The following is an 18,283-nucleotide window of genomic DNA, read 5'->3' as shown; positions in this document are numbered from 1 at the left end:
GGCTTTCACCGCTTGGTCAGCTGTCGCCTCCCGCGTTGCCGGACGTGCCGGCCGTGACGTCGAGCAGGCGGTAGCGGGCTGCGGCCTCGCGGGCCACGCCGCCATCGACCTCGCCGCGCTGGACGAGCATCTGCAGGGCGCGCACGGCGACCGACGGTCCGTCGATGTGGAAGAACCGCCGAGCCGCCGGGCGGGTGTCGGAGAACCCGAACCCGTCGGCGCCGAGCGAGGCGAAGTCCCCGGGCACCCACTGCTGGATCTGGTCCTGCACCTGGCGCATGTAGTCGGACACGGCGACAACCGGACCACGGGTGTCGCGCAGCCGCTCGGTGACGTAGGGGGTGCGGGCCTCACCCTCGGGGTGGAGGAAGCGCTGCTCGTCGCAGGCCATCCCGTCCCGACGCAGCTCGCTCCACGAGGTCACCGACCAGACGTCGGCGACGACGCCCCAGTCGTTGCGCAGCAGGTCCTGGGCCTCGAGGGCCCACGGCACACCGACACCAGAGGCGAGGAGCTGCACCCGCGGGGCGTCGTCCGGCAGCCCGTCGGGGATGCCGGGGGCGAACAGGTGCATGCCCCGCAGGATCCCCTCGTGGTCGACGTTCTCGGGCTCCTGCGGCTGGCTCATCGGCTCGTTGTAGACGGTGATGTAGTAGATGACGTTCTCCGGGTCGTCGCCGTACATCCGGCGCAGCCCGTCCTCCATGATGTGCCCGATCTCGAACCCGAAGGCGGGGTCGTAGGACACCACAGCCGGGTTGGTCGCAGCCAGGATCGGGCTGTGGCCGTCGGCGTGCTGCAGACCCTCGCCGGTGAGCGTGGTGCGACCGGCGGTGGCACCGATGAGGAACCCGCGAGCCATCTGGTCGGCGGCCGCCCAGATCGAGTCGGCGGTGCGCTGGAAGCCGAACATCGAGTAGAAGACATAGATCGGGATCATCGGCTCGCCGTGGGTGGCGTAGGACGTGCCGGCCGCGGTGAACGCTGCCATCGAGCCCGCCTCGTTGATGCCGAGGTGCAGGATCTGGCCGTCCTTGGCCTCCTTGTAGGCGAGCATCAGCTCCGCGTCGACCGAGGTGTACTTCTGGCCGTGCGGGTTGTAGATCTTGATGGTCGGGAAGAACGAGTCCATGCCGAAGGTGCGGGCCTCGTCGGGGATGATCGGCACGACGCGCTTGCCGAACTCCTTGTCGCGCATGATCTCCTTGAGCAGCCGGACGAACGCCATCGTCGTGGCGATCTGCTGCTTGCCGGTGCCCTTCTTGACGACGTCGTAGGCCGAGTGGTCGGGCAGCTTGAGCGGCTCGTGCTGCACCCGCCGCACGGGCAGCGGCCCTCCGAGCTTCTCGCGGCGCTCGAGCAGGTACTTGATGCTCGGGTCGTCGGGTCCGGGGTGGAAGTAGGGCGGGGAGTAGGGATCCTTCTCCAGCGCCTCGTCCGAGATCGGCAGCTTGAGGCTGTCGCGCAGGCCCTTGAGGTCGTCGAGGGTGAGCTTCTTCATCTGGTGGGTGGCGTTGCGGCCCGCGAAGTGGCTGCCGAGCCCGTAGCCCTTGATCGTCTTGGCCAGGATCACGGTCGGCTGGCCGGTGTGGTTCATCGCCGCCTGGTAGGCCGCGAACACCTTGCGGTAGTCGTGGCCGCCGCGCTTGAGGCGCCACCAGATGTCCTCGTCCGACCAGTCCTTGACCATCTCGCGGGTGCGGGGGTCGCGGGCGAAGAAGAAGTCCCGGACGTACTTGCCGTCGTTGGCACGGAAGGTCTGGTAGTCGCCGTCGCTCGTGGTGTTCATGAGGTGCACGAGAGCGCCGTCGCGGTCCTGGGCCAGCAGCGGGTCCCACCCGCGACCCCAGACCACCTTGATGACGTTCCAGCCGGCGCCCCGGAAGAACGCCTCGAGCTCCTGGACGATCTTGCCGTTGCCACGGACCGGACCGTCGAGGCGCTGCAGGTTGCAGTTGACGACGAAGGTGAGGTTGTCGAGCTCCTCGCCGGCCGCCAGCTGGAGCAGCCCGCGCGACTCCGGCTCGTCCATCTCGCCGTCGCCCAGGAACGCCCACACGTGCTGCTGGCTGGTGTCCTTCACGCCGCGGTTGTGCAGGTACTTGTTGAACTGCGCCTGGTAGATGGCGTTCATCGGACCGATGCCCATCGACACCGTGGGGAACTGCCAGAAGTCCGGCATCAACCGCGGGTGCGGGTAGGACGGCAGCGCGACCGGCTGCCCGCCGACGATGTGGCTCTTCTCCTGGCGGAACCCGTCGAGCTGGTCCTCGGACAGGCGCCCCTCGAGGAAGGCGCGGGCGTACATGCCGGGGGAGGCGTGCCCCTGGAAGAAGACCTGGTCGCCGCCGCCCGGGTGGTCGGGCCCTCGCCAGAAGTGGTTGAAGCCGACTTCGTAGAGGGTCGCAGCCGAGGCGTACGTGGAGATGTGTCCGCCGACGCCGATGCCGGGACGCTGCGCGCGGTGCACCATGACGGCGGCGTTCCAGCGCAAGTACGCGCGGTAGCGGCGCTCGACCTCCTCGTCACCGGGGAACCACGGCTCCTGCTCGGGCGAGATGGTGTTGATGTAGTCGGTCGCCGTCAGTGACGGGACCCCGACCTGCATCTCACGGGCGCGCTCGAGCAGCTTGAGCATGACGTAGCGAGCCCGCTGCCGACCGCCCTCCTCGATGACCCCGTCGAGGGAGTCGAGCCACTCCTTGGTCTCCTCGGGGTCGATGTCCGGGAGCTGGCTGGGGATGCCGTTGAGAATGGGTCCGGCTTCCTCGCGTGCGGCCACGGTCGTGAGTCCTTTCTCGCGCCAGAGTTGACGAGGGGCCGCGGGGTTGCCTGCGACCTCCTCGTCCATCTTCCACCCCAAAGAGGTGCAGGTCACAACCGGAGGTGGCTACTGGCCAGTATGCGAAGCACGGACGATCCGCGCCGGCTCACAGGCCGAGGCGGTGGCCGCCTGCATAGACCGTCAGGCGCGGCGGGCGGGCGAAACCCACCAGCGTCAGGCCGGACTCGGTGGCCAGCTCGACCGCCAGCGACGACGGAGCCGACACCGCGACCAGGGCAGGCAGGCCGGCCATCACGGCCTTCTGCACCAGCTCGAAGCTCGCCCGCCCGCTGACGACGAGGACGTGCCCGGTCAACGGCAACAGCCCCTCACGACCGGCCCAGCCGACCACCTTGTCGACGGCGTTGTGCCGCCCGACGTCCTCACGGACCACGAGGGGTTCGCCGTCGGCGGTGAAGATCCCGGCGGCGTGCAGGCCGCCGGTCCGGTCGAAGACCTTCTGGCGGGTCCGCAGCGTGTCGGGCAGGCTCGCGACCACGGCAGGTGACAGTCGCATCGGGTCGTCGGCCACGGCATACGGGCTGGTCGCGGTGATGGCGTCGATGCTCGTCTTCCCGCAGACGCCGCAGGCGCTGCTCTGGTAGCCCGACCGGGCGGTGCGGCCCAGGTCGGGCACCACGTCCGGTGCCAGCGTCACATCGACCACGTTGTAGGTGGGGGAGCCGGACTCGTCCTCGTCGAGACAGTGCATGAGCTGGCGCACCTGGTCGGCCCGGCGCAGCACCCCTTCGGTGAGCAGGTTGCCCAGTGCGAGGTCGAAGTCGTCGCCCGGCGTACGCATCGTGACCGTGACCGACGTGCCGGCCACGCGGATCTCGAGGGGTTCCTCGACGGCGAGGGTGTCCGGCCGGGCCGACGACCGGACCCCGTCCGAGGTCACCTCGACCCGGATCGCCGGCGTCCGCCTCGTCACCCGTCCCACGCGAGCAATGTATGTCGCGGGCTCCAGGTGTTCACCGGCGGATAGGTTGGGGGACGTGAGCGACGCCCCCATCGAACAGTTCTCGTCCCCCGATGAGGTCCGCCTCTTCGGCGACACCGGTATGCCGTGGCGCCCCGTGTCGCCCAAGCTCGCGACCGCGCGCCTGCTCGTCCTGTCGGTGTTCCTCGTGCCTCCACTGCTCGCCCTGCTGGCGCTCGCCGTCTTCGTCTGGACGTGGTTCTGGGTGGGTGCCGTGGTCGTCGCGGTCGCCCTCGCCGTCGGTGCCTGGCTGATCCGTCGCCAGGTCCCGGCGATCACGTGGGCCGAAGGCGCCGAGGAGCTCGTCGTCCGCCGGGGACGGATGTTCCGCACGCTCGTGAGCGTGCCCTACGGCCGGTTGCAGTTCGTCGACGTCCAGTCCGGCCCGTTGGGGCGGCGGTTCGACATGGCGACCGTCGAGCTGCACACCGCCTCACCGCAGAGCGGGGGTCAGATCCCGGGGCTGCCGACGGCTGACGCAGAGGCCCTCCGCGAGCGCCTCGCTGCCAGGGGCGAGTCCCAGCGGGCTGGCCTGTGAGCGCTGACGAGCCGACGCCCGTTCCGACGCCGGTCCCGACGCCGGTCCCGGCGCCGGTCCCGACGCCGGAGCTGGCTCCGGAGAACGAGTGGCGGCACCTGCACCCCCTCTCACCACTGCTCAGGGGCGGCATCGCGTTCGTCGCCGTGCTGGCCTATGTCGTGTCGCAGCAAGCGGACTCGTTCTTCGGCGCCCAGCGTGACGACCCCACCCAGGGCCACTGGGGCTGGGCCGCGATCGGCGTGGTGCTGGTGCTGCTGGGAATCGTCGCCGGCGCCTGGGTGTCCTGGCGGTTCTCTCGCTTCCGCGTCGCAGACACCCTCATCGAGCTGCGGACCGGCGTGGTCTACCGCCAGCACCGGCAGGTGCGGTTCGACCGGATCCAGGCCGTCGACCTCGGCCGCCCGCTGCTGGCGCGGCTCACGGGACTGTCGGAGGTCGTGGTCCAGTCCGCGGGTGGCAAGGACTCGCACCTCAAGCTGTCCTTCCTCACCGACGCCCAGGCACAACAGGTGCGCGAGCAGCTGATGGCCCTCGCCGGGCGCAGCGACGAGGTCGCCGGATCCACGGCTGCTGTGCGGGGCGGGCCGTCCGAGTGGGGCGGCGCCCACCTGTCGGACGAGGACTACGCCGACCTTCCGGCACCGGCCCCTGTGGGCCGGCGGATCCTCGCGATCCCGAACTCGCGCATCCTGCAGTCCATCCTCTACACGGGCCCTGGCGTGGTCATCCTGCTCGCCGTACCCGCTCTCGTGGTCTCGGTGGCACTCGGGGTGCCGGAGATGGTGGCCTGGCTCGGCCCGATGACCTTGGCGCTGGGCACGTCCCACCTCAAACGACTCACCCAGGAGTGCAACTTCGAGCTGCTCCACCAGGGCGACCGGCTGCGGATCCGGCACGGCCTCACCGACCTGCGCACGACCACGGTCCCGCTGCACCGCATCCAGGCGGTCGAGGTGAGCCAGTCGCTGCCGTGGCGGCTGACCGGCTGGTGGCGGATCAAGGTCAACGTCGCCGGCGCGGGCACCGGCGACGACGTCACGCAGACGGTGCTGATGCCGGTCGGCAACCGCGAGGAAGCCCTCCAGGTCCTCGCGCTCGTGCACCCCGGCATACCTCGGGGTGCGGCTCTCGCCGCGCTGGAAGGCGAGGGCACCGCAGAGGGGTTCGTCACCGCGAGCCGCAGGGCGAGGCCCCTCGACCCCCTGAGCTGGCGACGACAGGGGTATGCCGTGGTGCCCGGCGGTCTGCTCACCCGACGCGGCGCGTTGTACCGCGCTGCCCAGTTCGTGCCGCACGCGCGCATCCAGTCACTGACGGTGGAGCAGGGCCCGGTGCAACGCCGTCGCGGCGTGGCCACGGTCAAGCTGCTCTCGACCGTCGGCCCGGTCTCACCTGTCGTGGCGCACCTCGACGAGCCCGAGGCGGTCCGCCTGCTGGCCGAGCAGGTCGTCCGCTCCGGCCGCGCCCGCCAGCTGGCCTAGCCGGATCGACCTAGCGCGCTTCGAAGCGGACCACGAGCGCCTTGGCCACCGGGGTGTTGGACCGTAGCGCGACGTGGTCGGCCGACATGAGGACGTTGGTCTCCGGGTAATAGGCCGCCGCGCAGCCCGCGGCGGTGGGGTACGACACGAGCGTGAAGCCCTCGGCCCGACGGTCGGTGCCCTCGAACTCACTGACCACGTCGACGACCTGGCCCTGGTGGAACCCGAGGCGGTGCAGGTCGTCGGGGTTGACCAGGACCACGCGCCGGTTGCCCGAGATGCCGCGGTAGCGGTCGGCGTGGCCGTAGATCGTGGTGTTGAACTGGTCGTGGCTACGGATGGACTGCAGCAGCAGGCGTCCGTCGGGCACCTCGAGCGGCGGGACGCTGCCGGCGAGGAACTCGGCCTTGCCGCTCGGGGTGTCGAACTCGCGCAGGTCGCGCGGCTTGTGCGGGAGCAGGAACCCACCGGGGCGCCGGACCCTGGTGTTGTAGTCCTCGAAGTTCGGGATCACCCGGGAGATGTGCTCCCGGATGAGGTCGTTGTCCTGGGCCAGCGCCGCCCAGTCGATCGAGCCGACTCCGGGCACGAGCCACCGGGCGAGTCCGGCCACGATCGCGACCTCTGACCGGCACAGGTCGGACGGCGGGTCGAGCCGGCCCTGGGAGAGGTGGACCTGGCCCTGGGAGTCCTCCACCGTGACCCCCTGGTCGCCAGCGGGGGTCGCGTCACGGTCGGTCCGGCCCAGACAGGGCAGGATCAGGGCCTCGGTGCCGGTGACGGTGTGCGACCGGTTGAGCTTGGTCGACACGTGGACCGTCAGGTCGCAGGAACGCAGGCCTTCGTGCACGACCGGGGTGTCGGGCGTGGCCATCGCGAAGTTGCCGCCCATGCCGAAGAACACCCGCACCGACTTGTCACGCAGCCGCTTGACGGTCGCGCTGGCGTCGACGCCGTGCTCGGTGGGCGGGGCGAAGCCGAACTCCGTGCCGAGGGCGTCCAGGAACGGCTGGGTCATCTGCTCCCAGATGCCCATGGTCCGGTCGCCCTGGACGTTGGAGTGGCCGCGGACGGGGCAGGGGCCGGCGCCGGCCTTGCCGATGTTGCCCTGCAGGAGCAAGACGTTCAAGATCTCCTGGATCGTCATCACGGCGTGAACGTGCTGGGTCAGGCCCATCGCCCAACAGGCGACGGTGGCCCTCGACTGCATGAACCGCGTGGCGAGCGCCTCGATCTCGGCCCGCTCAAGGCCGGTTGCGAGTTCCGTTGCGGCCCAGTCGATCTCGCGCACGGCTTGGGCGTAGTCTTCGTAGCCCGCGGTGTGCGCATCGAGGAAGGCGCGGTCCACGACCGTGCCTGGGGCAGCCTGCTCGGCAGCCAGGAGGAGGTGGCCCACCGCGCGGAACAGCGCGTGGTCGCCGCCGAGCCGCACCTGGAGGTAGTCGTCGGCGAGAGCCGTGCCGGGGCCGATCAGGCCGCGCGGAGTCTGGGGGTTCTTGAACCGGATCAGGCCGGCCTCGGGCAGCGGGTTCACCGCCACGATGACCGCGCCGTTCTCCTTGGCCCGCTCGAGGTGGGTGAGCATGCGCGGCGCGTTCGTGCCGGGGTTCTGGCCGGCGATGACGATCAGCTCGGCCTGCTCGAGCGACTCGAGGGTGACCGCACCCTTGCCGATGCCGATCTGCTCGGTCATCGCGGTGCCCGAGGACTCGTGGCACATGTTGGAGCAGTCCGGCAGGTTGTTGGTGCCGTAGGCCCGGACCATCAGCTGGTAGAGGAAGGCAGCCTCGTTGCTCGTGCGACCCGAGGTGTAGAACACCGCGTCATCCGGCGAGGACAGGGCAGTGAGGTGCCCGGCGATGATGGCGTTCGCGTCGTCCCACGACACCGGCGAGTAGTGCGAGGCGCCGGGCGCTCGATGCATCGGCTCGGTCAGCCGGCCCTGCTGGCCCAACCACCACTCGCTCTGCCCGTCGAGCTCCTCGATGCTGTGGCGGGCGAAGAACTCCCGGTCGACGCGACGCGTGGTGGCCTCCCACGCCACCGCCTTGGCCCCGGACTCACAGAACTCGGCGACGTGGCGGTCGCCCGCTTCGGGGTCGGGCCAGGCGCAGGACGGGCAGTCGAACCCGTTGGTCTGGTTGAGCCGGCCGAAGACCCGCGCGGTCCGGGGTAGTCCCATCTGCTCGACCCCGTGGCGGAACGAGTTGACGACCGCGGGCAGACCGGCAGCCCATTGCTTGGGCGCGTGCGCGTCGACCACCCCTGTCGGATCGATGCTGCTCAGGGCCTCTGGAGCTGCTCCGGAAGGGCGGCTGGGGGAGTGCTGATCGGCCATATGCCCGACCCTAGCCTTGTCCACGCGGTGGGAATGTGTGCGTAATCCGCCGACTCGGTTGAAAATCCCGGCTCAACCCGATGGACTTACCCGCAACTGACCGCCTCGAGGGATGGAGAAGGGTGTGACCACGCCAGCGCAGTCTGCGCTGCAAGCATCGGTGGGCCGACTCGGCCTCACCGCAGGACAGGTGATCCAGGAGTTCGGCTACGACTCCGACGTCGACGACGACTTCCGCTTCGCCATCGAGGATCACACCGGGACCGAGCTCGAGGACGAGGAGTACCAGGACGTCGCAGACGCCTCCCTCATCTGGTGGCGGCAGGACGACGGTGACCTCGTCGATGCCGTCGTCGATGCCCTGACCAACCTCGGGGAGGGCGGCTCGGTCGTCGTCCTCACGCTGAAGTCGGGTCGGCCCGGCCATGTCGAGGCGAGCGACATCGAGGAGGCCGCGACGACCGCGGGTCTGCACACCTCGGGCACCGTCAACGCCTGCGACGACTGGACAGCCACCAGGTTGGTCGCCCCCAAGACCGGTCGGCGTTGACGTCGCTGGCAGACTGCCGGGCATGACCTCACCCTTGGCAGTCGGGGCCGCGGCTCCGGACTTCACCCTCAGGGACCAGAACGGTCAGGAGTTCTCCATGGCGCAGTTCCACGGCGCCAAGAACGTCGTCCTGGTGTTCTACCCCTTCGCCTTCTCCGGCATCTGCACGGGCGAGCTGTGTGAGATCCGGGACGACCTGGGCGGCTTCGTCGCCGACGACGTGCAGGTGCTGGCGGTCTCCTGCGACCACATGTTCAGCCAGCGTGCCTGGGCCGACAAGGAGGGCTACTTCTTCCCCCTCCTGTCGGACTTCTGGCCGCACGGCGGGGTCGCGCAGAGCTACGGCGTGTTCAACGAGCAGGCTGGAGCGGCGGTGCGCGGCACCTTCCTGGTCGACACCGGCGGTGTGGTCCGGTGGTCCCTGGTCAACGAGATCGGACAGGCCCGGGACTTCACCGGCTACCACTCCGCGCTGGCCGGCCTGCGCGGCTGACCACCGCTCCAGGCGGCACACGGACCTGACACAATGGCGACCGCAGTCCGAACGCGGCGCCCGCGCCAGCCGTGACGACGCGGGGCCTGTAGCTCAGTTGGTAGAGCGCCACGTTTACACCGTGGATGTCGTCGGTTCGAGCCCGGCCGGGCCCACATGCACACCACCTTGGCTGACGTCGTCCGTGTGCTCGACGACCTCTACCCGCCATCGACGGCGCAGTCGTGGGACCAGGTCGGTCTGGTCGCCGGTGACCTCACCCAGCCGGTGCGACGGATCCACTTCGCCGTCGACCCCACGCTCGCTGTCATCGAGGAGGCGCGGGCCCTCGGTGCGGACCTCGTGGTGACGCACCACCCGCTGCTGCTGCGCGGCATACACAGCGTGGCCACGTCGGGCGCCAAGGGCGCCTCGGTCACGGCTCTCGTGGTGCACGACATCGCGCTGTACGTCGCCCACACCAACGCCGACGTCGCCTCGCCGGGCGTCAACGACGCCCTCGCGCAGGCCTGCGGCCTCGGCGACGTCGAGCCGCTCGCCATCGTCGACGGACAGCCGCTGGGGCGGGTCGGACGCCTGGCCCAGCCGGTGTCGCTGGCGGAGTTCACCCGGTCCTTGTATGCCGCCCTGCCGCCCTCCCCGGGCGGGCTGCGCGTCGCGGGCCCGGCCGATGCCCCGGTGGAACGGGTCGCCGTGATGGGGGGCGCCGGCGACGACCTGTTCGACCACGTCCGGGCGAGCGGCGCCGACGTCTACGTCACGGCCGACCTTCGGCACCACCCGGTCCTCGAGGCGCGCGAGGAGTCCAGGGGAGGTCCGCCCTACGTCATCGACGCAGGTCACTGGGCCACCGAGTCGCTGTGGCTGGCCGGCGCGGCAGAGCGGGTCCGGGGCGCGATTGCGGACGGCAGCGACGGGGCCCCTAAGGTGGAGACCCACATCTCAACACTGCGCACCGACCCCTGGGACTTCGTGGTCGGAGCCGAATCGCCCGCTGGGCTTGGAGGTACGTCCTGAAAGCCGACCCGTCCCGTCAGTGGCGACTGCTCGACCTGCAGGCGATCGACACCCGTCTCGACCAGATCGAGCACGCCCGCAAGAACCTTCCCGAGCACGCCCTGCTGGCTGACCTCGAGACCAAGGCCGCGGGCCTCGACTCCCTGCTGGTGCGGGCCCGGACCGAGCTCGGCGACATCCAGCGCGAGATCGCCAAGGCCGAGGCCGACGTGCAGCTCGTCCGCGAGCGGGCGGCGCGCGACCAGGCCCGACTGGACTCCGGCACGGGGTCGGCGAAGGACCTGCAGGCGATCCAGCACGAGCTCGCCTCCCTCGTCCGACGCCAGTCTGAGCTCGAGGACGTCGAGATCGAGGTCATGGAGCGGGCCGAGGACGCCGAGTCCGCTGTCTCACAGCTCGACGTCGAGCACACCACTCTCGCCGCACAGGTCACCGCGGCCACCGAGGCCCGGGATGCGGCGCTGGCCGACCTCGAGCTCGAGGCCACCAAGGTCGCCGCCCCGCGGGCCGACATCGTGGCCGGCGTCGGCGATGACCTCGTCACGCTCTACGAAAAGGTCCGACTCCAGAGCGGTGGCCTCGCCGCGGCGCCCCTGCGGCAACGCCGCTGTGGCGGCTGCCAGCTCGAGCTCAACAACGTCGAGATGAACCGCATCAAGGCCGCGCCGGACGACGAGGTGCTGCGGTGCGAGGAGTGCCGGCGCATCCTCGTGCGCACGGCCGAGTCCGGCCTCTGACCCGTGCCTGACCGACGCGCGCTGGTCATCGAGGCCGACGGTGGCTCCAGGGGCAACCCCGGGGTCGCCGGGTACGGCGCCCTCGTGCGCGACGCTGTCACCGGGCGGGTCCTGTGGGAGGGCGCCGCGCCACTGGGCAAGGAGTCCAACAACGTCGCCGAGTACTCCGGCCTCATCGCCGGACTGAAGGCAGTCCTGCGGATTGACGCGGGCGCGGACGTCGAGGCACGGATGGACTCCAAGCTCGTCGTCGAGCAGATGGCCGGACGCTGGAAGATCAAGCACCCGGACATGCGCATGCTCGCGCTCGAGGCGCGCGACCTGGCCGCCCAGATCAGCACGGCAGGTGGGTCGGTGTCGTTCACCTGGATCCCTCGCGAGCAGAACAAGGACGCGGACGCCCTGTCCAACGACGGCATGGACGGCCGGACCATCGACCGCATGCTGGGCGAGAGCACGGGCGGCACTGACGGGTCGACGGTCGGCGCGACCGTCGACGAGACGGTCGACGAGGTGGTCGACGAGCTGATCGACCCCCAACCCAGTCCGGCCGCGGCTGGGCCGTGGCAGGGCACACCGACCCGGATCGTGCTGGTGCGGCACGGCGTCACGGACTTCACCGTCGCCTCACGCCTCGACGGGCGGGGCGGAGCCGACCCGTCGCTCAACACCGCAGGCCAGGCCCAGGCAGCAGCTGCTGGGCGGGCCGCCGCACACCTCCTCGGCGGCGCCCCGGCACGGGTCGTCACCTCCTCGCTGGCCCGGGCCCGCCAGACCGGGGCAGCCGTGGCCGAGGCGATCGGGGTCACGCCGCTCGTCGACGCGGACTGGGACGAGCAGGACTTCGGCGACTGGGACGGCGCCAGCATCCCCGACCTGGTCCGCGACCACCCGGGCGAGCTGACCGCGATGCGCGAGGACCCGGCATACACCCGTCCCGGTGGGGAGTCACACGACCAGCTGGCCGCGCGCGTCGTCGCCGCCTTCGGCCGGGTGGTCGCGGCGGGTGGCACCACGGTGGTGGTCTGCCACCGCAAGCCGATCATGTGCGTGCTCGCCCACGTCCTGGGCATCCCGCACGACAAGGTGTGGCGCCTCGCCGCTGCGCCGGGCTCGCTGACGGCGCTGGAGGTCTGGGCGGACGGCAACGTCTCGGTCGCCTTCACCAACCGGACCTGAGGCCGCCGCTCGAGGACCCCGCCGCGGCTCCCGGGTGGTCCACGACGTGGGCCGCTCGTCTCGCCATGTGGCGTGAGTTCTACGCTGGCGCCATGAGTGCTGAGTCCACCACCGCTGAGCCCGTCAACTACGCCGGAGACGTCGCCCCCGAGGATGCGTATGCCGCCTTGGCGGCCGAGGAGGACGCCATCCTCGTCGACGTGCGGACCACCGCGGAGTGGAGCTACGTCGGAGTGCCCGACCTGTCGCCGATCGGCAAGCGGGTGGTCTGTGTCGAGTGGCAGCGCTATCCGGACGGTGCCGTCAACGGTGACTTCGTCGAGCAGCTGCAGGACGCGGGTTTGCCCGACGGGGCGCCGATCTACTTCATCTGCCGCTCCGGAGTGCGCTCGATCGCAGCGGCGCGGGCCGCCACCAAGGCTGGTCTCGGGCCGGCCTACAACGTGCTGGAGGGTTTCGAAGGGCCGCAGGACGAGCACGGACACCGTGCTGTCGCGGGTTGGAAGCACGCTGGTCTGCCGTGGCGGCAGGGATGAGCGACGTGACGCCAAACCCGTTGCCGCAGAGCGGATTCCGCCCTGACACGATTGCCGTGCGCGGTGGTCTGAACCGCAGCAACTTCGACGAGACCGCCGAGGCGCTCTACCTCACCTCAGGCTTCGTCTACGAGAGCGCCGAGCAGGCCGAGGCAGCCTTCAAGGACGAGGTCGACCACTTCATCTACTCGCGCTACGGCAACCCCACGGTGACCATGTTCGAGCAGCGGCTGCGCGAGCTCGAGGGGGCAGAGGCCTGCTTCGCCACGGCCTCGGGGATGTCTGCGGTCTTCGTGGCGTTGGCCGCCCTGCTGGGCAACGGTGATCGCGTCGTGTCGTCGCGGGGGCTGTTCGGGTCGTGCTTCGTCATCCTCGACGAGATCCTGCCCCGCTGGGGCGTCGAGACCGTGTTCGTCGACGGCCCAGACCCCGACCAGTGGCGTGAGGCCCTGTCCGAGCCGACCCAGGCCGTCTTCTTCGAGACCCCCAGCAACCCCATGCAGGAGCTGGTCGACATGCGCGCGGTGTCGGACCTGGCCCATGCAGCCGGGGCCCAGGTCGTGGTCGACAACGTCTTCGGCACACCGGTGTTCTCCAAGCCGCTCGAGCACGGCGCCGACATCGTCGTCTACTCGGCCACCAAGCACATCGACGGCCAGGGTCGCACCCTCGGCGGGGCGGTGCTGGGGACGGCCGAGTTCATCGACGGTCCGGTCAAGAACCTGATGCGGCACACGGGCCCGTCGATGTCGCCGTTCAACGCCTGGGTGCTCGTCAAGGGCCTGGAGACCCTGTCCCTGCGGGTCGAGAAGCAGGCTGCCAACGCCCTTGCCGTGGCAGAGGCGCTCGAGGCCCATCCCTCGGTGACCAAGGTGCTCTATCCCTGGCTGGAGTCGTTCCCGCAACACGACCTGGCCCGTCGGCAGATGCTGGGCGGAGGGACGGTGGTGACGTTCGAGCTCGACGGCGGCAAGGCCGAGGCGTTCGCGCTGCTGAACGGACTGCGGGTCATCGACATCAGCAACAACCTGGGTGACGCGAAGTCCATGGTCACGCACCCGGCCACCACCACCCACCGGCGGCTCACACCGGAGGCGCGAGCCGCGGTCGGGATCACCGACGGCACGGTGCGCATCTCGGTCGGGCTGGAGGACGTCCAGGACGTCATCGAGGACCTCATCCGCGGGTTGGGCTGAGCGCTAGCGGCGACGGCTGAGTTCTGCCTAGCGGCGACGGCTGAGTTCTGCCTAGCGGCGACGGCTGAGTTCTGCCTAGCGGCGACGGAAGTGGGGCTCGAGCTGCGGCCAGGTCGCCTCGAACCTCGTGAGGGCGCGGTCCCGAGCGGTCGTCTCCACGTCGAACAGCAGCACGTAGGCCGCGATCCTGGCCGGGTCGCGCTCGTCAGCGGCTAGCCCGCGCAGGAGTCCGATGCTGACCACCGCGTCGTGGTGCTCGCCCAGGACCTCCTGCACGGTCTTGGCTTCCGCGGCGCCCGCCACGATGCGCGACCCGCACGACGTGCCGAGTGCGTCGCAGGCGTAGCGCAGCCGGCGCAGCGACTTGCGCACCTCGTGCAGTGCCTCGTCGCGCAGCTCCTCGTCAGCGGCGGCCAGGTAGGCCGCGTGGCGTCGCTGCGTGCGGTGCCACACCTGCCGCACGGCACGGCGCAGCTCCGGTCGCCGCGGTCGGGGAGTGGCTGTCGCGCCGGCCGACGCGAGGGCCGGCGACAGTGCGGCGAACCGAGGTGAGTCCATGGCCGATCGCAGGTCGGTCGTCGCCCGCGCCAACGCCTCGGTCAGCGCCTGCTCGACCGGGGCAGGCACCTCGTGCTCCGCGGGCAACCTCGTGGCGAGCACCTCGGCGTCCCGGAACGCCCCGAGCTCGGAGCTGAGCCAGGACAGCTCACGACCCATGCTGACGCCGTGGGGGATGTCCAGGACGTGGCCGAACGACGTCAGGCAGGCAGAGGCGCGCCTGGCGGTGGTCCGCATCTGGTGCGCGGCGTCAGGTGTCCCGGCGACGACCGTCGGTGCCAGCTCGTCCAACCGGCCCGCCAGGTCGCGCAGGTACCGTCCGACATCGCGACCTGCACGCGGGTTCATGGCCCAGTTCTACCGGACGAATAGCCGGACCCCGGCTGAACTCCGGGAGAAGCCATCGGCGGCTGCCTGGGTCAGGCCGCGACGACGAGGGCTGCCAAGGCCAGTCCGGCGGACACGACCGCGCAGAGCAGGCCTTGCGCCGCAAGAGACTTCACCGAGATGTGGAGGCCGCGGGCACGGCAGCGCTGCGCCCACAGCAGGGTGGCCAGGGATGCCCAGGGGGTGACCAGCGGTGCGACGTTCACGCCGATCAGCAGCGCCATCAAGCGTGCTGGCACGTCTGAGGTCACCGACTCGAGGGCGATGTAGGCAGGCAGGTTGTTGACCGCGTTGGCTGCCAAGGCACCCACACCCGCCACCCGGGCGAGGTCGCCGGACGTCGTGCCGTCGCCGGCGAGGGCCGCCAGGGCTGGCTCGAGCCCGAGCTGGAGGGCCGCGTCGATGACGACGAACAGCGCGGCGACGGCGAGGGCCATCCGCCACGGAACGGTGAGCCGGCGGACCAGGTCGCGGTTGCGAGCCCACGCGGCGGCCACGAGCACCACCGCGGCGATCGACGCGACCCAGGCGGGGGACAGGCCGATGGCGAACAGCGGGCCGACCGCCACGCAGACCGCGGCAGCCACGCGCAGCAGCACCTGGTCGTGCGGATCGGGAGGGGCGTCGGGCAGGTAGCGCCCACTCAGCTCGCGGCGGTGCAGGGCATAGAGCACCGCGACGGTGCCGAGCACCGCCGCCAGGGCGGGGAGGACGGCCAGCCGCACATATCCTGCGTGGCCCACCCCCAACAGTGCGAAGTGGTGCAGGGCCAACAGGTTGGTGAGGTTGGAGACGGGCAGCAGCAGGCTGGCGGTGTTGGCGATCCACAATGTCGTCAGCGCGAACGGGACCGGGGAGATCCCCAGCTGTGCGGCAATGGCCAGGCCAACCGGCGTGAGCAGGACGGCTGTCGTGTCCAGGCTCAGCACGACGGTGCACGCGACCGCGACGAGCACGAACAACAGCCACAGCACAGGCGTGCGATGGCGACCGGCGCGCGAAGCCCAGTGACCTGCGACGTCGAAAACCCCTGCTGCATCGGCGATCTCGGCCACGACCGTGATGGCGACGAAGAAGACGAGCACGGGCAGCACCCGCGCGATGACCTCGCCGAGCTCTGTGACGTTCACGGCCGCAGGGCTGCGGTCACGGACGGGCAGTGGCGTCGATGATCCAGGGTCGGCCGGCCTTCGCAGGTTCCTGCACCGTCACCGTGAAGGCGTCGCTGAGCACGTCGGCGAGCTGCGGCACCCGACGGACGTCACGGCCGATGCGGCACAGCTCGCGGGCGACGAGGCCGCGAGTGTGCTTGGCCATGTGGGTGGCCCCCGGCACGCGGACCTGCACCCAGCGCTCGGCGAGGTCGCCCTGCGGAGTCCAGGCCGCGGCATACGTGCTGGAGCGGCAGTCGACCACGACGCCCCTCCCGGCTGCCTCCGGCAGCACGCGACCCAGGTCGGGCTTCCACGCGCTGGCGAGCGGACCCACGCCGGGAAGGTTCACGGCCATGGAGAGGCGGTAGGGGGCGATCGCGTCGGTGGGGCGCACCGCGCCGTAGAGCGCCGAGACGACGACGAGCCAACGGTTGGCCCGGCGTTTCGCGGCGCTGTCGAGGGAGGGGTAGTCGAGGGCGTCGTAGAGCACCCCGGAGTAGACGCGCGAGGCAGGCAGGGCCGGCGCAGTGTGGAGCACGAGGTTGCGGGCGATCTCGGTCGTGAGGTTGGGGCTGACGCCGAGCGTGGCGGCCGCGTCAGGGTGGGCGCTGACCGTGGCGACGGCTTCGGCGACGGACTGGCGGGTCGCGGCGAGCTCGGGGAAGGACAGGTGCTCGGCGGCGACCGACCGTCCGCGGGCGCGACCCGTCTTCGACTCCGACGGGGGCAGCAGGATCAGCACGGGCCCAGCCTAGGTGGCGAGGTCCGTCGGTCCGGTGAGGGTCACCCGGGCAGGCGTCTGGATAGGTTGGCTCCATGCCCACGCGCAGCATCCACGTCCAGCAGCCCAAGGCCGACAAGGCCGTCGCGCAGTCCGCAGAGCTGGTCGCCCGGTTCGACGCGATCCGCACCGAGCTCAACGTGCCCGAGGCGTTCTCCCCGGAGGTGGAGTCGGAGGCCAAGGCTTCCGCTGCCTCGCCTGCGGTGCCGGAGCGCGACGAGACCGCGGTCGCCTTCCTCACCATCGACCCACCCGGGTCGATGGACCTCGACCAGGCGCTGCACATCGAGCGCGACGCTGACGGCTACCGCGTGAGGTACGCCATCGCGGACGTGCCTGCCTTCGTCAAGGCGGGTGGGGCCGTTGACGGCGAGACCCGCAGGCGCGGCCAGACGGTGTATGCGCCGGACAAGCGAACTCCGTTGCACCCCACCGTGTTGAGCGAGGACGCGGCAAGTCTGCTCGCAGGTCAGACCCGTCCGGCGTTCGTCTGGGACATGCGGCTCGACGCCGGCGCGGAAGGCACTGCTGTGGAGGTCTACCGGGCCAGGGTGAGGAGCACGGACAGGCTCGACTACGAGGGCGTCCAGAAGGCCATCGACGACGGGTCGGCCGACGAGCGGCTGCTGCTGCTCAAGGAGGTCGGGCTCAAGCGCATCGAGCTCGAGCGCCGGCGTGGGGGAGCGAGCCTGCCCATGCCCGAGCAGGAGGTCAACGAGGACGACCAGGGGCACTACCGGTTGTATTTCCGCCCACCGCTGGAGGTCGAGGACTGGAACGCCCAGATCTCGTTGATGACCGGCATGGCGGCCGCGGAGCTGATGATGAAGGCCAAGGTCGGCATCCTGCGCACCATGCCCGCGCCCGACCAGAACGCCGTGGGTCGGTTCCGCCACGCGAGCCGGGCCCTGGGGATCGAGTGGAAGGAGGAGACGCCCTACGGCGAGTTCCTCCGAATTCTCGACCGCACCAACCCCAAGCACCTCGCCCTGATCCACGAGGCCACCGCCCTGTTCCGGGGCGCCGGCTACACACCGTTCGACGGCGACGTGCCGGAGCAGGCGGGTCACGCCGCAGTGGCGGCCCCCTATGCCCACGTCACGGCACCGCTGCGTCGCCTGGTGGACCGGTTCGGGCTGGCCATCTGCGAGGCGCTGAGCGCTGGCGAGGAGGTGCCCCAGTGGGCGCGCGAGGCGCTGGCCTCGCTGCCGGAGATCATGGCCGCGTCGGACAAGGTCGCCAATGGGGTGGAAAGGGCCTGCGCCGACGCCGTCGAGGCAGCCGCCCTGGAGGACCGCGTGGGAGAGGTGTTCGACGCGATGGTGGTCGACAAGCGCGAGAAGGGTGGCGCGGTCGTGCAGATCCAGGACCCCGCCGTGCTCGCGAACGCCGCCGGCCAGAACCAGCTCGGCACCTGGGTCAAGGTCAAGCTCACCGAGGCCACCGTCGCGACCGGCACGGTGCGCTTCGAGATCCTCCACTAAGCGCCCCCCTCTCGCGCCTGTTGGAAGCGCTCCTTCCGGATATCC

General features: G+C 70.7%; 16 protein-coding genes and 1 tRNA gene. 11 read left to right on the top strand and 6 right to left on the bottom strand.

Annotation, left to right across the window (positions count from 1 at the left end):
• Positions 1 to 16: 16 nt before the first annotated feature.
• Together aceE and fdhD are read right to left on the bottom strand one after the other, a co-directional pair.
• A complete protein-coding gene (gene aceE, locus AC1DYG_RS01600; protein ID WP_477638137.1) occupies positions 17 to 2,851 on the bottom strand; it encodes a pyruvate dehydrogenase (acetyl-transferring), homodimeric type in 2,835 nt (944 codons plus the stop codon).
• Between the two features lie 79 nt (positions 2,852 to 2,930).
• Complete coding sequence (gene fdhD / locus AC1DYG_RS01595) at positions 2,931 to 3,767, bottom strand: formate dehydrogenase accessory sulfurtransferase FdhD (RefSeq protein ID WP_477638136.1); 837 nt, start codon at positions 3,765 to 3,767, stop codon at positions 2,931 to 2,933.
• Between the two features lie 55 nt (positions 3,768 to 3,822).
• On the opposite strand from fdhD, the gene AC1DYG_RS01590 reads away from it, so the two are divergent.
• On the top strand, positions 3,823 to 4,344 hold the full coding sequence (locus AC1DYG_RS01590) for a PH domain-containing protein (RefSeq protein WP_477638135.1): 522 nt from the start codon (positions 3,823 to 3,825) through the stop codon (positions 4,342 to 4,344).
• Complete coding sequence (locus AC1DYG_RS01585) at positions 4,341 to 5,828, top strand: PH domain-containing protein (protein ID WP_477638134.1); 1,488 nt, start codon at positions 4,341 to 4,343, stop codon at positions 5,826 to 5,828. The genes AC1DYG_RS01590 and AC1DYG_RS01585 overlap by 4 nt, the downstream gene beginning before the upstream one ends.
• Before the next feature lie 10 nt (positions 5,829 to 5,838).
• Here the strand turns inward: AC1DYG_RS01585 and AC1DYG_RS01580 are convergent, their stop codons facing one another.
• Positions 5,839 to 8,166 carry an FdhF/YdeP family oxidoreductase gene (locus AC1DYG_RS01580; protein ID WP_477638133.1) on the bottom strand — a complete coding sequence of 776 codons (2,328 nt, stop codon included), beginning with the start codon at positions 8,164 to 8,166 and terminating at the stop codon, positions 5,839 to 5,841.
• A 124-nt stretch (positions 8,167 to 8,290) separates the two neighbouring features.
• On the opposite strand from AC1DYG_RS01580, the gene AC1DYG_RS01575 reads away from it, so the two are divergent.
• The 8 genes from AC1DYG_RS01575 to AC1DYG_RS01540 all read left to right on the top strand — a co-directional run bounded on the left by AC1DYG_RS01575 (position 8,291) and on the right by AC1DYG_RS01540 (position 13,874).
• Complete coding sequence (locus tag AC1DYG_RS01575) at positions 8,291 to 8,716, top strand: DUF3052 domain-containing protein (protein WP_477638132.1); 426 nt, start codon at positions 8,291 to 8,293, stop codon at positions 8,714 to 8,716.
• 22 nt (positions 8,717 to 8,738) lie between these two features.
• Positions 8,739 to 9,209, top strand: coding sequence for a peroxiredoxin (locus AC1DYG_RS01570; protein ID WP_477638131.1), 471 nt, complete (start codon positions 8,739 to 8,741; stop codon positions 9,207 to 9,209).
• 82 nt (positions 9,210 to 9,291) lie between these two features.
• Positions 9,292 to 9,364: transfer RNA gene (locus AC1DYG_RS01565), tRNA-Val, on the top strand.
• Position 9,365: 1 nt separating this feature from the next.
• Positions 9,366 to 10,226 carry a Nif3-like dinuclear metal center hexameric protein gene (locus tag AC1DYG_RS01560; RefSeq protein ID WP_477638130.1) on the top strand — a complete coding sequence of 287 codons (861 nt, stop codon included), beginning with the start codon at positions 9,366 to 9,368 and terminating at the stop codon, positions 10,224 to 10,226.
• Positions 10,172 to 10,963, top strand: a complete 792-nt coding sequence (locus AC1DYG_RS01555; protein ID WP_477638226.1) for a zinc ribbon domain-containing protein — start codon at positions 10,172 to 10,174, stop codon at positions 10,961 to 10,963. Before AC1DYG_RS01560 ends, AC1DYG_RS01555 begins: the two co-directional genes overlap by 55 nt.
• 3 nt (positions 10,964 to 10,966) lie before the next feature.
• Positions 10,967 to 12,142, top strand: coding sequence for a bifunctional RNase H/acid phosphatase (locus AC1DYG_RS01550; RefSeq protein WP_477638129.1), 1,176 nt, complete (start codon positions 10,967 to 10,969; stop codon positions 12,140 to 12,142).
• A gap of 92 nt (positions 12,143 to 12,234) precedes the next feature.
• A complete protein-coding gene (locus AC1DYG_RS01545) occupies positions 12,235 to 12,678 on the top strand; it encodes a rhodanese-like domain-containing protein (protein ID WP_477638128.1) in 444 nt (147 codons plus the stop codon).
• Positions 12,675 to 13,874, top strand: coding sequence for an O-succinylhomoserine sulfhydrylase (locus AC1DYG_RS01540; RefSeq protein ID WP_477638127.1), 1,200 nt, complete (start codon positions 12,675 to 12,677; stop codon positions 13,872 to 13,874). Before AC1DYG_RS01545 ends, AC1DYG_RS01540 begins: the two co-directional genes overlap by 4 nt.
• 75 nt (positions 13,875 to 13,949) lie before the next feature.
• Here the strand turns inward: AC1DYG_RS01540 and AC1DYG_RS01535 are convergent, their stop codons facing one another.
• The 3 genes from AC1DYG_RS01535 to AC1DYG_RS01525 all read right to left on the bottom strand — a co-directional run bounded on the left by AC1DYG_RS01535 (position 13,950) and on the right by AC1DYG_RS01525 (position 16,715).
• Positions 13,950 to 14,780 (bottom strand): CHAD domain-containing protein, encoded by an 831-nt coding sequence (locus AC1DYG_RS01535; RefSeq protein ID WP_477638126.1) that lies wholly within the window; start codon positions 14,778 to 14,780, stop codon positions 13,950 to 13,952.
• Between the two features lie 71 nt (positions 14,781 to 14,851).
• Complete coding sequence (locus tag AC1DYG_RS01530; RefSeq protein ID WP_477638125.1) at positions 14,852 to 15,949, bottom strand: SLC13 family permease; 1,098 nt, start codon at positions 15,947 to 15,949, stop codon at positions 14,852 to 14,854.
• A 16-nt stretch (positions 15,950 to 15,965) separates the two neighbouring features.
• Entirely contained in the window at positions 15,966 to 16,715 is a 750-nt protein-coding gene (locus tag AC1DYG_RS01525; protein ID WP_477638124.1) for a YaaA family protein, read from the bottom strand.
• A gap of 74 nt (positions 16,716 to 16,789) precedes the next feature.
• On the opposite strand from AC1DYG_RS01525, the gene AC1DYG_RS01520 reads away from it, so the two are divergent.
• Complete coding sequence (locus tag AC1DYG_RS01520) at positions 16,790 to 18,238, top strand: RNB domain-containing ribonuclease (protein WP_477638123.1); 1,449 nt, start codon at positions 16,790 to 16,792, stop codon at positions 18,236 to 18,238.
• Positions 18,239 to 18,283 lie beyond the last annotated feature (45 nt).

It is taken from the genome of Pedococcus sp. P1_H8, from assembly GCF_056405175.1.
This window is presented reverse-complemented; position numbering and strand designations above follow the sequence as displayed.

What these genes read in the sequence shown, in the direction of transcription:
- aceE (WP_477638137.1), bottom strand. Translation starts at nt 2,851, where the DNA reads ATGGACGAGGAGGTCGCAGGCAACCCCGCGGCCCCTCGTCAACTCTGG.
- AC1DYG_RS01580 (WP_477638133.1), bottom strand. Translation starts at nt 8,166, where the DNA reads ATGGCCGATCAGCACTCCCCCAGCCGCCCTTCCGGAGCAGCTCCAGAG.
- AC1DYG_RS01570 (WP_477638131.1), top strand. Translation starts at nt 8,739, where the DNA reads ATGACCTCACCCTTGGCAGTCGGGGCCGCGGCTCCGGACTTCACCCTC.
- AC1DYG_RS01560 (WP_477638130.1), top strand. Translation starts at nt 9,366, where the DNA reads ATGCACACCACCTTGGCTGACGTCGTCCGTGTGCTCGACGACCTCTAC.
- AC1DYG_RS01545 (WP_477638128.1), top strand. Translation starts at nt 12,235, where the DNA reads ATGAGTGCTGAGTCCACCACCGCTGAGCCCGTCAACTACGCCGGAGAC.
- AC1DYG_RS01540 (WP_477638127.1), top strand. Translation starts at nt 12,675, where the DNA reads ATGAGCGACGTGACGCCAAACCCGTTGCCGCAGAGCGGATTCCGCCCT.
- AC1DYG_RS01535 (WP_477638126.1), bottom strand. Translation starts at nt 14,780, where the DNA reads ATGAACCCGCGTGCAGGTCGCGATGTCGGACGGTACCTGCGCGACCTG.
- AC1DYG_RS01520 (WP_477638123.1), top strand. Translation starts at nt 16,790, where the DNA reads ATGCCCACGCGCAGCATCCACGTCCAGCAGCCCAAGGCCGACAAGGCC.